The sequence below is a fragment of the Streptomyces sp. NBC_00271 genome, from assembly GCF_036178845.1.
Lineage (GTDB): Bacteria > Actinomycetota > Actinomycetes > Streptomycetales > Streptomycetaceae > Streptomyces.
On record NZ_CP108070.1, the window covers coordinates 2350953 to 2364384 of the forward strand.

Annotated in this window: 13 protein-coding genes and 1 riboswitch; of the genes, 4 read left to right on the forward strand and 9 right to left on the reverse strand. The window is 71.6% G+C overall.

What is annotated here, in order from left to right; genetic code table 11:
- Positions 1–71 precede the first annotated feature (71 nt).
- Positions 72–1436, reverse strand: coding sequence for an FAD-dependent oxidoreductase (locus OG798_RS11140; RefSeq protein WP_095856119.1), 1365 nt, complete (start codon positions 1434–1436; stop codon positions 72–74).
- Between the two features lie 247 nt (positions 1437–1683).
- On the opposite strand from OG798_RS11140, the gene OG798_RS11145 reads away from it, so the two are divergent.
- Entirely contained in the window at positions 1684–2799 is a 1116-nt protein-coding gene (locus OG798_RS11145) for a PP2C family protein-serine/threonine phosphatase (RefSeq protein ID WP_328756891.1), read from the forward strand.
- A 2-nt stretch (positions 2800–2801) separates the two neighbouring features.
- On the opposite strand, the gene OG798_RS11150 is transcribed toward OG798_RS11145, so the two are convergent.
- The 4 genes from OG798_RS11150 to OG798_RS11165 are packed head-to-tail and all read right to left on the reverse strand — an operon-like array spanning position 2802 to position 5663.
- Positions 2802–3032 carry a hypothetical protein gene (locus OG798_RS11150; protein WP_097226584.1) on the reverse strand — a complete coding sequence of 77 codons (231 nt, stop codon included), beginning with the start codon at positions 3030–3032 and terminating at the stop codon, positions 2802–2804.
- On the reverse strand, positions 3032–3430 hold the full coding sequence (locus OG798_RS11155) for a hypothetical protein (protein ID WP_121418592.1): 399 nt from the start codon (positions 3428–3430) through the stop codon (positions 3032–3034). The genes OG798_RS11150 and OG798_RS11155 overlap by 1 nt, the downstream gene beginning before the upstream one ends.
- A 47-nt stretch (positions 3431–3477) precedes the next feature.
- Positions 3478–4962 (reverse strand): sensor histidine kinase, encoded by a 1485-nt coding sequence (locus tag OG798_RS11160; protein ID WP_328756892.1) that lies wholly within the window; start codon positions 4960–4962, stop codon positions 3478–3480.
- Entirely contained in the window at positions 4959–5663 is a 705-nt protein-coding gene (locus OG798_RS11165) for a response regulator transcription factor (RefSeq protein ID WP_095856115.1), read from the reverse strand. Before OG798_RS11165 ends, OG798_RS11160 begins: the two co-directional genes overlap by 4 nt.
- Before the next feature lie 303 nt (positions 5664–5966).
- Here OG798_RS11165 and OG798_RS11170 point away from each other — a divergent pair, with 303 nt between their 5' ends.
- From OG798_RS11170 to OG798_RS11180, 3 genes are all read left to right on the forward strand, one after another.
- A complete protein-coding gene (locus OG798_RS11170) occupies positions 5967–7328 on the forward strand; it encodes a diacylglycerol/lipid kinase family protein (RefSeq protein ID WP_328756893.1) in 1362 nt (453 codons plus the stop codon).
- A 115-nt stretch (positions 7329–7443) separates the two neighbouring features.
- Positions 7444–7614, forward strand: a riboswitch (cyclic di-AMP (ydaO/yuaA leader).
- Positions 7615–7670: 56 nt separating this feature from the next.
- Positions 7671–9128 carry a C40 family peptidase gene (locus tag OG798_RS11175; RefSeq protein WP_328756894.1) on the forward strand — a complete coding sequence of 486 codons (1458 nt, stop codon included), beginning with the start codon at positions 7671–7673 and terminating at the stop codon, positions 9126–9128.
- A gap of 165 nt (positions 9129–9293) precedes the next feature.
- Positions 9294–10469, forward strand: coding sequence for a hypothetical protein (locus OG798_RS11180; protein ID WP_183127432.1), 1176 nt, complete (start codon positions 9294–9296; stop codon positions 10467–10469).
- 71 nt (positions 10470–10540) lie between these two features.
- Here the strand turns inward: OG798_RS11180 and OG798_RS11185 are convergent, their stop codons facing one another.
- The 4 genes from OG798_RS11185 to OG798_RS11200 all read right to left on the reverse strand — a co-directional run bounded on the left by OG798_RS11185 (position 10541) and on the right by OG798_RS11200 (position 13407).
- Positions 10541–11146: a GOLPH3/VPS74 family protein gene (locus tag OG798_RS11185; RefSeq protein ID WP_095856112.1), complete on the reverse strand. Its 606-nt coding sequence runs from the start codon at positions 11144–11146 to the stop codon at positions 10541–10543.
- Positions 11147–11321: 175 nt separating this feature from the next.
- Entirely contained in the window at positions 11322–11495 is a 174-nt protein-coding gene (locus tag OG798_RS11190) for a CsbD family protein (protein WP_095856111.1), read from the reverse strand.
- A gap of 89 nt (positions 11496–11584) precedes the next feature.
- On the reverse strand, positions 11585–12487 hold the full coding sequence (locus OG798_RS11195; RefSeq protein ID WP_328760013.1) for an SGNH/GDSL hydrolase family protein: 903 nt from the start codon (positions 12485–12487) through the stop codon (positions 11585–11587).
- Positions 12488–12672: 185 nt separating this feature from the next.
- A complete protein-coding gene (locus OG798_RS11200; RefSeq protein ID WP_097226582.1) occupies positions 12673–13407 on the reverse strand; it encodes an SDR family oxidoreductase in 735 nt (244 codons plus the stop codon).
- Between the last annotated feature and the right edge of the window lie 25 nt (positions 13408–13432).

Genomic DNA, 13432 nt, shown 5'->3' on the forward strand with positions numbered 1-13432 from the left:
TTCGCCACCGGCGCCGGCCGAGGGGCCCTGAGACCAGGGGGACCCGAGGAGCCCTGGAGAGCCCCCTAGGCCTACGCGCCGCTCGCGTCGAGCATGTCCTCGCGCTCGACGATCTTCACGCGTTCCCGGCCCTGCGGTTCACCCAGCGCCTTCTCCGCGGCGTCCAGGCGGTACCAGCCCTCCCAGGTGGTGAAGCGGACGTCCCGCTCGCCGAGGAACGCGTCCACGGCCTCCGGGTCGGGCGAGCCGGGCGTGTGCAGACGTCCGTTCGCGTGGTCGTCCAGCAGGCTCGCGACGGTCTCGTTGGCGTCGCCCTTGGTGTGGCCGATCAGACCCACGGGCCCGCGTCGGATCCAGCCGGTGACGTACGTCGACTGCAGGTGCTCGCCGGTCTCCTCGATCACCCGGCCGCCCTGGTCCGGGACCGTGCCCGACTCGGCGTCCCAGGGGAGCTTGGGCAGTTCGTCGGACAGGTAGCCCACGGCGCGGTAGACCGCACCGAGGTCCCAGTCCTTGTACTCGCCGGTTCCCTTGACGTTGCCGGTGCCGTCGAGGGCGGTGCGCTCGGTGCGCAGGCCCACGACCTGGCCGTTCTCGCCGAGGATCTCGGTCGGGGACTCGAAGAAGTGCAGGAACAGCTTGTGCGGGCGGTCACCGGTGTCGCGGATGGCCCAGTTCTCCAGGGTCTTGGCGACCATGTCGGCCTGCTTGTTGCCGCGCCGGGTCGCGATCGAGCCCTCGTCGTAGTCGATGTCCTCGGGGTCGACGATGACCTCGATGTTCGGGGAGTGGTCCAGTTCCCGCAGCTCCATCGGGCTGAACTTCGCCTGCGCCGGACCGCGGCGGCCGAAGACGTGGACCTCCAGGGCCTTGTTGGCCTTGAGGCCGTCGTAGACGTTCTGCGGGATCTCGGTCGGCAGCAGTTCGTCGGCGGTCTTGGCGAGGATGCGGGCGACGTCGAGCGCGACGTTGCCGACGCCGAGGACGGCGACCTTCTCCGCTTCGAGCGGCCAGGTCCGTGCCACGTCCGGGTGACCGTCGTACCAGGAGACGAAGTCCGCGGCACCGTACGAGCCGTCGAGGCCGATGCCGGGTATGTCGAGGGCCCGGTCGGCCGTCGCCCCCGTGGAGAAGATCACGGCGTCGTAGAAGGTGCGCAGATCGTCGAGGTTGATGTCCCCGGGGTAGTCGACATTGCCGAAGAGACGTATCTGGGGCTTGTCGAGCACCTGGTGCAGGGCCGTGATGATGCCCTTGATCCGCGGGTGGTCGGGGGCCACGCCGTAACGGATCAGGCCGAAGGGGGCCGGCATCCGTTCGAAGAGGTCGATGGACACACCGGGCTCGACCGCAACTGCGGACTTCAGCAGCGCGTCGGCAGCGTAGATCCCGGCGGGGCCGGCTCCGACAATGGCTACCCGCAGAGGGCGAGGCATGATCAGGTTCCCTTCGAACGGTGGCAGGGTGGCTCGTCGGGAAGCCTAAACTAAGGCAAACCTTAGTCAGTAGCCGGGTTGGATCTATGACCCCATAAGCCGATCTTATGACCCGCCGCCGGGGAGCACGGGCCTCGGAATCGGGGGCAAACTGGGATATGTGGATGTCCGGCGTGTGTCAGTGGACCGCCTCGTGGAGCAGCCGTCGGGCCGCGGACTGGTGGCAATCCCACTCGCGCTGATCGTAGTGATCACTGTGGTGGACCTCCACTCCCCGACCAACGTCCACCTGGGTCCGTTGCTGGTCATCGCCCCCGCCCTCACCGCCTCCCTGGCCGGGCCACGACTGACCGCGGTCGTGGGGGCGCTGGCCGTGGCCGCCCAGATCTTCATCGCGGTGTTCCACGGCGGACTGACCACCGCCAACCACGTCGCACAGATCATCGCCCTGACCGTGCTCTCCGCGCTGGTGGTCTTCGTCTGCCATGTACGCGAGCGGCGTGCCCGGGAGCTGAGCCGGGCACGGTCGGTGGCCGAGACGGCGCAGCGGGTCCTGCTGCGCCCGCCGCCCCGCCGGATCGGGCCCTTGCGCGTGGCCTGGCTGTACCTGGCCGCCGAGGACGAGACGCAGATCGGCGGCGACCTGTTCGCGGTCTCCCGCGCCGCCCAGGCCTCCACGCGGGTGATCATCGGAGACGTACGCGGCAAGGGTCTGGCCTCCATCGGCGAGGCCTCGGTGGTACTCGGCTCGTTCCGAGAGGGCGCTCACCGGTACGCCACCCTGCCCGAACTCACGGCGGCACTGGAGGTCAGCGTGTGCCGCGACCTGGAGGACGTGGCCGACACCGAGCACGACCCGGGCGAGCACTTCATCACCGCGCTCGTGCTCGACATCCCCGACGAGGGGCCGGACGCCTGGATGATCACCTGCGGTCACCCACCGCCTCTCCTGCTGCGCAACCAGGAGGTCACGGTCCTGCACCCGCGCCACCCCCTCCCGCCGCTGGGCATGTGCGAGCTGCCCGCCGCGAGCCACCGACCCGACCCGTTCACCTTCGAAACCGGTGACATCCTCCTGCTCTACACCGACGGCGTCATCGAAGCCCGCTCACCGTCGGGCGTCTTCTACCCGCTCCTCGAGCGGGTCGCCTCCTTTCCCGTCTCCAGCCCCGAAGCCCTGATGCGGAACATCCACGACGACCTCCTCGCGCATGTCGGCGACCATCCCGGCGACGACGCCGCCCTCCTGATCATCGAACGCATCGCCTCGCACCACCCGCATCGACCGCATTTCGCCACCCGTTCCGTCGACGGCCACCACCGGCTCCATCCCACCGGATCGCCCTCGTCGGCGGAACGCTGACCTCACTCCCGGGCCATGTCCGACTCCGCCGCGCTCGCCGCGGAATCGGCGTCGTCGACGAGTTTCCGCAGGTGACCGAGGTCCGCGGAGGAGGTGGGCGCGGGCTGCCGAGTGGTCTGCGTGCCCTGTGCGGACTGTGTGCTGTGCGTGCTCTGTGCGCTCCCGCCGTGGCCGCATCCGGCCAGGAACAGCAGGGCGGCCAGTACGGCCGGCACGGTGTGGCGCGCGCGCATCAGTTCGTACGACCGTTGTCGTGGGCGCCGCACCACTTCTCGACGTCGGCCAGGTCCTTCTTGCGGGTCTCCAGGGTGGGGACCAGGGAACGCCGGACGGTGAGCCGGTCGTTCAGGTAGGTCTCGATCTGGGTGTGCCCCGCGGACTTGGCGTTCGCCACCCGCTGCTCGAGACGGGCGATGGAACCACGCTGGGAAGCGTCCGCGCGCAGCCGGGTGAGGATCCGGTCGATCCGCCGGTCGATCTTCGGCGCGCGCTTGCAGAGCGCCGCCGCGCCGTCACCCGTGGGGGTGCCGGACGGCGCGGGTGTCGCGGCGTCGGCCGTGGCGGCGCCGAACAGCGATCCGGCGGCGACCAACGAGACGACCGAGATCACGGTCTTCCTGGTGCTTGGCATGACGAACTCCTCCGCGTTCACGGGCGACTGCCCTCTCGCCGGGAAAGCTAGGAGCCGTCTTTGTGGAATTCTTGTGGCCGGTCGGCGGTCGTGATCATCCAGTTGCGCGGGAGCGGAAGCGTGGCCCCCGTGTCCGCGGTGCCGTCGCTCAGCGGCAGGGTGACCTCGACGCGGGTGCCCGGACCCATGGGCCGGTCCAGTACCCGGATCCCGCCCCGGTGCAGGGCGATCTGCTGGGCGACCAGGGTCAGTCCGAGGCCGGAGCCGGGGCTGTCCGGTCGGCGGCGGAAGCGTGCGAAGACCTCGGTGCGCAGCGCGGGCGGGATCCCGGGTCCCCGGTCTTCGACGACGAGGAGCGCGTCGGCGCCGCTCGCGCGCAAGGTCACCTCGACCTGCAGGGGCTGCCCGTCCGCGTGTCCGTGGACCAGGGCGTTGACGAGCAAGTTGTCCACCAGGCTCCGCAGTCCCGCCTCCCAGCCGTGTACGCGCAGCCCCGGTGCGCAGTGGCCGACCACCCGTGCGTGCGGATGGCGTCGCCGCTGGTCCTCCGTGCTCGCCTCGACGAGGTCGGCGAGGTCGACGGGGCCGAAGGCGTCCGCCTCGACGAGGTCTCCGCGGCCGAGGTCGCGCAGCATGACGAGGACCCCGAGGAGGCGTGCGTGTTCGCGGCTCAGGTCGTGCAGCACTTCGTCGCGGTCGGGTCCGGCGAGTTCCGGATGCTCGGTGAGGATCTCCAGGTTGGTCTGCATGCTCATCAGCGGCGTGCGCAGTTCGTGCGAGGCCGCCGAGGCGAAGGAGCGGGCGGTGGCCAGTGCCTCGGCGGTCCTGAGCGCCTGCTCGTCGTAGCGTGCCAGGACGGTCTGCAGGGTGTGTGCGAGGTCGTCGACCTCGGCGATCCGCGTCGGGGTGTGATCGAGTCGGGTGGGACTGGAGCGGGGGTCGAGGCCGCTCGCCCGGCGTTGCAGACGGCGCAGCGGTGTGCTCGCCCGGGTGGCGACGGCCCAGGCGAGCAGCCCGGACAGCGGTGCGGCGAGCAGGGCGACGGTCACCGCGCGCCGTCGGACCAGGCGCACCTGGGTGTCGGCGGCGGTGTCGGACGCGAACAGCCACAGGGTGCCGCGCACGCCGGGGCGCGCCCCCGTCACCCGGGTCGACAGGATCCGCCAGCTCCTGCCGTCGGCACGGAGGGTGACCGGCACGGGCGCCCTGGCGGGCAGCGCCACGTCGGCCGCCGGTTGCGGGCCGCCCGTGAAGGTCTCCTCGGGGCCGATCAGCCGTACGCCCACGTCCAGGGCCGAGGTGAACACCCGGCGTTCGCGGGCCTGCTCCACCGCCGCCGACCGGTCGGCGGCGCTCGCGCGCAGCAGCCCCCGGGCGTCCTTGGCGACGGCCACCGCGCGCTCACGCAGATGCGTGTCCTGCTGATCGTGCAGATCCGCGGCGACCAGCCGCAGCAGCAGCCAGCCGGTGGCCAGTACCAGTACGGGCACGGTGGCGCCGACGGCCAGGGCGATCCGCGTGGACAGTCTCACGGCCGCTCCCGCGGGTCGTCGTCGCGCAGGACGAAGCCCACGCCTCGTACGGTGTGGATGATCCGGGAGCGCCCCGACGTCTCCAGTTTTCGGCGCAGATAGCTGACGAAGGTGTCCACCGCGTCGGTGCGGACCTCGAAGTCGTAGCCCCATACGCGTTCGAGGAGCTGGTCCCGGCTGAGCACGATGCCGGCGTTGCGGGCGAGGAAGTGGAGGAGTTCGAACTCGCGGCGGGTCAGTTCCACCGGCCGCCCGTCGAGGCTCACTCCGCGGGCGGCGGGATCAAGGAGCAGCCCGCCGGCCCGTACGGTGCCGCTGTCCCGTGGCGGCCTGCGCCGCAGCAGCGCCTCCAGCCGCAGGACCAGCTCCTGCAGGGCGAAGGGCTTGACGAGGTAGTCGTCGCCGCCCGCCTGCAGGCCCGCGATCCGGTCGGCGGTCTCGTCGAGTGCGGAGAGCATCAGCACGGGTACGTCGTTGTCCTCGTCCCGCAGTGCCCTGCACACCTCGATGCCGCTGAGGTCGGGCATCGAGATGTCCAGCACGATCACATCCGGCGGCGTCCGCCGGGCCACCGCCAGGGCCGGCCGGCCCCCGTCGGCCAGGTCCACGGTGAATCCGCCGAGCCTCAGGCCCCGCTCCAGCGAGCGGCGGATCGCCGCGTCGTCGTCCACGACCAGGACACGGCCGCGCTGCCCACTCATCACCACTGTCCCTCCCCGCCCCACCCCGGCGTCCTGCCGGGGCCCGCCGCCGCCCATCGTGCATCAGCCGGGACGGTCCCGGCCCCGAGGGGTGGACCAAGGGTTCGGTGAGAGCCGCCCGGACCGGCCCCGGTCGGCGCGGGCCCTGGCGGAGCGTGGCGGTTGCGCGGGGCCTTACCCGACGGTTGCATACGACTGTGTCGTCGATGGCCGACCCCGCACGCAGCGAACGACCCGCCGAACCAGGCCTCCGTGCGGCCGGGCCCACCAGGGCCGGACTTCTACGACGTCCGTGGAGGAGCGATGGGTGTGGACGCGAGCGCGCAGGTCGGCCACGGGAAACGGTGGGCGGCCAGGGCCGCGCTGGTCGCGGCGGCGCTGGCGGTGCTGCTGCCGCTCGGTTACGGAGGCGTGGACGGCGTACTGCTGCTCCTGGCCGCGCTCCTCGGCGTGGCCGTCACGGCGGCGGCGCTGTGGTGGGCGCTGACCCGGCGCGGCCCGCTCCGCTGGGTGGCGGCCGTGCTGGCGGCCGTCGCCCCCGGCGCCGTGATCACCCTGTTCGCCGTGGCCCGCCTGCTCTGGGCCATCCCCGTGTCGCTGGCACTGTGGACCGTGGCCGTCTGGAGCGGCCGGTACGCCCTGCGGAGCGACCGGACGCACGCCCCGCGCCCGAAGGAACGCAGGGCACCACCGCCGCGGCGACCCTTCCTCCTCATGAACCCGCACTCCGGCGGTGGCAAGGTGGCGAAGTTCGGACTGCGGGAGAAGGCGGAGCGGCTCGGCGCGCAGGTCGTGCTCCTCGACCCGGACCAGCACCAGGACGTCACCGCGCTGGCCCGGGCCGCCGTCGCGGACGGCGCGGATCTGCTGGGCGTCGCCGGCGGTGACGGTACCCAGGCGCTGGTCGCGGCCGTCGCCGCCGAACACGGTCTGCCGTTCCTGGTGGTCTGCGCCGGCACCCGCAATCACTTCGCCATGGATCTCGGCCTCGATCGCGACAACCCGGCGACCTGCCTGGACGCCCTCACCGACGGCGTCGAACTCCGCGTGGACCTCGGCTTCGCCGGCGGCCACCCGTTCGTCAACAACGCCTCCTTCGGAGCGTACGCGGCGGTCGTGCAGAGTCCCGCGTACCGCGACGACAAGATCGGCACCATCCTGGACCTCCTGCCCGACCTGCTCACCCGCCAGCGCGGGCCGCGACTGACCGCCCGCACCGGCGACACGACGCTCGACGCCCCGCAGGCCGTACTGGTGAGCAACAACCCCTACCGCACCAACGATCCGGCCGGTCTCGGCCGCCGCGAACGGCTCGACTCCGGGCTGCTCGGTGTCCTCGGCATCACGGTGGACAGCGCGGCCGAGGCCGCCGTGCTCGTGCTGGACCCCGCGCCGGACGGAATCGCGGTCCTGACCACCCGTGAGGTGGTCATCGACGCCGACCGTGCGGAGATCGAGGCCGGCATCGACGGCGAGGCCCTGGTCCTGCCCGCCCCGGTCCACTGCCGCGTCGAACCCGGAGCGCTGCGCGTCCGCGTCCCCAGGGACCGGCCCGGCGTGCCGGAGGCCCAACCCCCTTTGGACTGGCGCCGGTTGCGCACGCTCGCGGCGACCATGGGGCGCACGGCGGTCGTACGACATCCTGGTCGCGGCCGGGACACGTAGACGAAGGTCACAATTACATATCGGACAGTTCGCGCTCCAATCTTCACACCAGGCACACAAATTGGCTAAGTTGGCTGTAGGCCGCACGACTCCCTCCGGCGAACCTCGCCGGGTCGCGCGACCTCCGCCGAATCCGGCGCCCCCGTGGCCACCGGAACCAGGACCCAACCGACCTTGGGGTGAATCGGCCCAACTGCCCCACCGGGCAAGGGCCGTAGGGCATGCCTTCCGGAATCTTCCGCCCGAACCCGACAGCCGGCCCGGTAGGCGGAGTACGGAAGGAGTACGGCTCCCATGGCGCCGGAACGAACCCCGCGCCCTGGAGGCAACAGCCTCCCTGGCATGCCCGACTCCGCACGCGCGACGGCCGCCCTCAGTGGCGCGGACGGTCCGAGCCGCGAGGAGGTGCAGCAGCGGATCAGCTCCCTCTACGACCAGGCCGAGAACGCCGTGGGGTTCGTCAACGGGACCCGCGCGATGACCACGGGGAGCCGAAACCGCGTCAACCCGGCGCCGGAAACCGCGCGCAGGCGCCGTGACCCCGCCCTCGACGACATCACCAAGACCTGGTTCGACGCGGCGCGCAGGCAGTTGGGTCCGTCCGCGCCGGCCAGGCTGCCGGCCGACCGGATGCCGAAGCCCCCGGCCGAAGCACGGCCCACGGGCCCGGCGAAGCGGCCGGAGGACGGACTCGGCGACCGTGGGCGGGAGTTGACCGCCCGCCCCGTTCTCGAGTTGACCGCGGGCCCCTCCGCCGAGGCGGCCGCCGGGCCCGTGGCCGAGTTGACGGCCAGGGCCGTCGCCGCGCTGCCGGCCGCGCCGGAGCCTGCGCCGCGACCCGCGCAGGAGGCCGCCACGGCCCTGCTGCCCGCGTTGCCCGCCGGGCCGGCGCAGTCCTCGTTGAAGACGTCCAAGGAGAAGATCCAGCGGAAGCTGGCGCTGGCCCGTGAGCTGGTGTCCAAGCACGCCGCACAGTGGAACCCCGGGCCCGCGGCGATCGAGTCACGTCCGGCCGAGGGTGTCTGGCCCACCCCGGAGGATCAGGCTCGCCAGCAGGCCGCGCAGGAGTGGCAGCGACAGCAGTCGACCGCACTCGGCCCGGACATGTCCATGGGCACCGGGATGCCTCTCGGTGCGGACGTGTCCATGGGTACGGGGATGCCGTTCGGCGCGGACATGTCCCTCGGCGCGGGAATGCCCCTGGCCACGGACATGTCCATGGGGGTGGGGATGCCCCTCGGTGCCGACATGCCCCTCGGTGCGGGGATGCCACTGGCCACGGGCATGCCGCTCGGCGCGGACATGTCCCTCGGCGCGGGAATGCCACTGGTCACGGACATGCCCATGGGTATGGGGATGCCCCTGGCCGCGGGTATGCCCGTAGGCACCGGCGCGGTCAACATGGCCGTCGGAGCGGTCGGCGCCGTGGAGTCGGCGTACGGCGGGAAGGCCGCCAAAGCCCTCGCCTTCGCCCGCGAGCAGATCGGCAAGCCGTGCGTCTGGGGCGCGACCGGACCGGACTCGTACGACTCCGCCAGCCTCGTCCAGGCCGCCTGGAGGGCCGCCGGAGTCGCACTCCCGCGCACCGTGCACGGGCAGGCGACCGCCGGTGCGGCGATTCCCCTGACCGACATCCAGTTCGGCGACCTGATCTTCTTCTACGACAACGTCAGCCACGTCGGCTTCTACACCGGCAACGGCATGATGATCCACGCCCCCAGCCCGGGTGCCTCGATACGCGAAGAGTCCCTCTTCTTCGCCGGACAGAACGCGATCCACGGCGCGCTGCGCCCGGCGTGACGGACGCCGCGACATCTCCAGCACCTCAAAGCACATATAAGGCACCGGAAAGGCCAAAGCTCCGCAATACGGGATGTACGTGATCCACGCGGGCCTCGCCGCCCGGCTCGCCACCCGCGCTGACCATACTGGGAGGCCACGCCGCCTCCCATCGCAAAGTGACTCATGCCCAAGCCCTCCACCGCCCGCGCCACCGCCCCGGAAACCGTCTGGCTGGCCGGCGGGCGCCACATCGGGCCCGCCCCGCAGGAGATCCTCAGGGAGAACCTGCGAAGGCTGAAGGCCGACGAGACCATCCACGACTTCCTGGAGGCAGAGAACCCCTCGGACTCCGAGGGGCGTGTCTTCGAGGCGCGCTGGCTGGTCGACGACGCCGTGACGGTTCGCGCACGGCTCACGACGGACGGACGCGAACACGCCGCCGAAGCAACCCGCTGGACGCTGGTGGCCGAGGCGGAGCGGCCCTGGAACCTCGCGTGGCCCTCTCCCGCGACCATGTTCTGGCCCGAGGGACACGAGGTCCCCTGGGACCACGACATCGTGGCCGGGCTCCAGCTGCGGGACATCAACCCGCTGCCGCAGGAGGACAAGACACTGCGCCGCCTGCTCAAGGAGGCCGCGCAGCACAGCTGGAGCATCAACGTCGTCATCCACGAGGCGATGACCACCGACGAACGCGGTCGCCTCCCGCTGGCCCGGCTGCTCCCGCCCGGTCTGCGCCACCGCGTCGTGGAACACCGCGCCGCGCCCGAGCAGTTCCAGGCGGTCAACTGGGCGCTGTACGACCTGGGCGTACGGGTGCCGCGCGGCGGCGCCGTGATTCTGCCCGGTTCCCCCGCCCGGCCCGGCTACGACGAGCAGGACTGCACCGTACGCAGCGTGTTCCTCGACGGCTCGGAGCCGACGGAGCTCCTGGAGAAGGTCGTGCGGTACGCGGCGCTGCCCCGGCCGCTGCCGGAAGCGGCGGAGGACGCCCTCACCGGCCTCCGGGAGGACTGGAAGCTGCTGACGCTGGAGGAGGCGCGGGCGCTGGTGGCTGTCTACGCCGAGGCACTCGACGCCATGACGAAGTCGCGCGACCAGTACCGCGAGGCGACCGAACTCGCGCATGCGGCACTGGCCGATCTCCGAGACCTCCGGACGACGGCGTCCGGTGCGCACGAGACGTCCGCCGGCCCGGAGGGCAATCCGCTGCACCAGCTGACGCGGACGTTCCAGCGGGTCGCGGGCACCGTACGGGCACGGCGCGCGGCCCGCGACGACGGCACGGACCGGGGCACCGACACTGGAACAGGCACCGGCACCGGCACGCCCGAGAACGGGCCCAGCAAGGGCGAGTGATCGCTACCGGAAACCGGCGCCGGCCCGAGGCCACCCTCTGAAACCAGCGTGTCGCGGCGCGCCCGCTCGCGTCACGCACCTCGCCAGAGGTTGGCGAACGCCGCGTTCTCGATGGACCGGCGCTGGCGTACCGCTTCCAGTTCCATGACCGCGTCGTTGACGGCGGCCAGCACGGTCGTCACCGCGTCGTCGGTCACGACCGGTACGTCCGCGCCCTCCTCGGCCGGAATCCCGACGGCCGCCGCGAGGGAGACGAGGACGGGCTCGTCGGCGGCCCAGCGGTGCAGGGCCCGGCGCCGGGCGGGCGAGTCGACCACGACCACCCGGACGGCTCCGAAAAGCAGTCGGCGTTGGCGTTGCCGGGTCAGCTGACCGTCCGCCTCGAGGGCGGCGAGATGGACCGCGGCCAGGCCGCGCCCCCTGCGCCACAGCCAGTCCTCGACCGGCTCGTAGGGCACCTGACGTACGAGTGAGGACGCCGCCTCGGCCAGGAGACGGTCCTCCGTCGTCGGCTCCGGGGCCGGTACGAGGCGGTCGCCGTCCAGGTGGACGGCATCAACGGCGAGGAGGTCGATCACCTCGGCTCCGGCGAGGGCGAGGGACAGGTCGCCCTGCCCCACGGGGCGGTCCGGGTCCACGTCCATGGCGGTGATCAAGAGGTCCCTGGCCGTGGTCATAGATGGCTCCCCCACACAGTCTCCGGAGGGGCAAGCCTACGATCTTCGGCGGGGAAAGCCTACGAACCTCCAGCGCTCGGCGCGGGTGTACGCGGAGCGGAGCAGGGGGCCCGTCGCTCCATGCGACGGGCCCCCTGCTCCGCGTAAAACCGTCCGCCCCACGAGCGGCCGGGCATCAGCCCTTGAAGACGTCCTTGGTCTTCTCCTTCGCCTGCCGCGCGTCACCCTTGGCCTTCTCCATGCGCCCCTCGGCCGTCATCCGCTCGTTGCCCACGGCACGACCCGTGGTCTCCTTGATCTTGCCCTTGGCCTGCTCGGCCTTGGCCTTGGCTTTCTGGTCGCGAGCCATGGAACTCACCTCTCGGTGCTCTCGGCATCAGGTGCTCACTGACCCGTGTGACCCTGAGCAGCTCCTGTAAACATGCCTGGTCCATGGACCTACAGCCGCCGGAGCACCGCTCCGGCCATGGCCGCCTCGCCCTTGGCGTTGGGGTGTGCGGGGGCGGCGGGTGAAGCGGGCTGCAGCGGCTCGATCCACCGGTCGGCGGGTGCCTTGCACATGTCATGTCCGACGGTGGGTTTGTAGGTGTCGACGTATTCGGCACGGCTGAACAGGGCCACCGTGTGCATCATCAGGTTGAGCCGCTTGCCGACGTCACGCAGGTAGGCGAAGTCCTTGGCGGCGAACGGGACGGACGGATAGCAACCGCTGCCGTCGTCGGGCAGGAGGTCCGGGTAGCCGACCACGAGCACGCGGGCGTGCGGGGCCCTGTCGTGCACGGCGCGCAGCACCCGCGCGATCTTGGGAGCCGTCTCGATGATCTTCCGCGTCAGCTGGTCGAAACCCGAGGAGTTGTAGTACTGCTGACAGGGGTTGCCCGAAGGGTCCTTGGAACTCAGCGCGGCACAGGTGCCGATGATGGAACTGAAGCCGATGTCGTTGCCGCCTATCTGCACGGTCACCAGATCCGTGGAGCGCTCGACGGCGTTCAGCTGGGGTCCGTTGGTGCCCTGCGCCTTCCACATGTGGTCGGTCGTCGCGCCGGCGCAGCTCACGTCCGTGAACGTGGTGGTCGACCGCCGCGTCGCGACGAGCGAGGGGTAGTTCTGGTCGGAGCGGGCGCAGTTGGCGTCCACCTGACGAGGGATCAGGGGTCCGGAGGTGTACGAGTCGCCGAGCGCCACGTAGTCGACGCCCCGGTGGGAGTGCGGTCCGCCCGCGACGGCGGGAGACGCGGAGGCGACGCCGAGGAGCAGGACACCGCAACCGAGGGCGGCTCCCAGCGCGGAGGCGTGCCGTCGTCTTCGGATGGCGTCGCCCCGGACCACGTGATGGTTCATCATCTCTCCTCCGTCGACACTGACTCGGCGTTCCTTGCATGCTCAACATCGCTTGTATACCGGCCGGTAGGTCGCTGGAGAAGAGATCTGTCACATATGCGGGAAACCCCGCCTCCCGAGCATCGGAGACGGGGTCTCACAGCGCACCCGTCGCGGTTCGGCGAGGAGCGTCGGGTCATGTGTCGTCAGGCGATGGTTCCGCCGCCGTCGACGTACACGGTGGTGCCCGTGGCGTAGGCGTTGCCGGTGACGAAGAGGACCGCCTGGGCGACGTCGGCCGCTTCCCCCACGCGCCCCACGGGCAGGCGTTGCGTCGCCGCCTCGTACATCCGCTCGCGGGCGGTGACGTCCATCCCCTCCCAGAGCGGGGTTCGCAGCAGCCCCGGCGAGACGGCGTTGACGCGCAGCGGCGCGTACTCCAGGGCCAGGCCGCGCACGAGGGCCTCGAGGGCCGCGTTGATGGCGCTCTGCAGGGCGGAGGCCCGGCCCGGCCGCTGGGAGAGGTAGCCGGCGAGCAGGGTCAGCGATCCGGAGGGCCGGACCCGGACGGACCGGGCGATGCGGTACGCGCCCCAGAACTTGCTGTCCATGGCGGCGTACGCGTCGGCCAGCGGCAGGGCGTCGACCCGCCCCATGGGGGTCTCCCCCGCCGAGACGACGACGTGGTCGAACTCCCCGGCGGTGGCGGCGAACTTCTCCACCTCGTCCTCGGAACGGATGTCCAGGGTCTGCCCGTTCACCGCCCCGCCGCCGGACGCGGTGAGCCCGCCGAGCACCGCGAGCGCCGCGTCGAGCCGCTGCGGGCTGCGCGAGGCGATGACGGTGTCGGCGCCCTGCGTGACGAACTCCCGGGCGGTGGCGAGGCCGACACCGGAGGTGCCGCCGACGACCAGGACGCGCTGGTCTGCGTATGCGCTCATGACTGGTTCTGCTCCTGTACGTGGA

Excerpts from the sequence above, each read along its gene's own strand:
- OG798_RS11140 (WP_095856119.1), bottom strand. The coding sequence starts at position 1,436 with ATGCCTCGCCCTCTGCGGGTAGCCATTGTCGGAGCCGGCCCCGCCGGG.
- OG798_RS11150 (WP_097226584.1), bottom strand. The coding sequence starts at position 3,032 with ATGCGCGCGCGCCACACCGTGCCGGCCGTACTGGCCGCCCTGCTGTTC.
- OG798_RS11155 (WP_121418592.1), bottom strand. The coding sequence starts at position 3,430 with ATGCCAAGCACCAGGAAGACCGTGATCTCGGTCGTCTCGTTGGTCGCC.
- OG798_RS11165 (WP_095856115.1), bottom strand. The coding sequence starts at position 5,663 with ATGAGTGGGCAGCGCGGCCGTGTCCTGGTCGTGGACGACGACGCGGCG.
- OG798_RS11170 (WP_328756893.1), top strand. The coding sequence starts at position 5,967 with ATGGGTGTGGACGCGAGCGCGCAGGTCGGCCACGGGAAACGGTGGGCG.
- OG798_RS11175 (WP_328756894.1), top strand. The coding sequence starts at position 7,671 with ATGCCCGACTCCGCACGCGCGACGGCCGCCCTCAGTGGCGCGGACGGT.
- OG798_RS11180 (WP_183127432.1), top strand. The coding sequence starts at position 9,294 with ATGCCCAAGCCCTCCACCGCCCGCGCCACCGCCCCGGAAACCGTCTGG.
- OG798_RS11185 (WP_095856112.1), bottom strand. The coding sequence starts at position 11,146 with ATGACCACGGCCAGGGACCTCTTGATCACCGCCATGGACGTGGACCCG.
- OG798_RS11190 (WP_095856111.1), bottom strand. The coding sequence starts at position 11,495 with ATGGCTCGCGACCAGAAAGCCAAGGCCAAGGCCGAGCAGGCCAAGGGC.
- OG798_RS11195 (WP_328760013.1), bottom strand. The coding sequence starts at position 12,487 with ATGAACCATCACGTGGTCCGGGGCGACGCCATCCGAAGACGACGGCAC.
- OG798_RS11200 (WP_097226582.1), bottom strand. The coding sequence starts at position 13,407 with ATGAGCGCATACGCAGACCAGCGCGTCCTGGTCGTCGGCGGCACCTCC.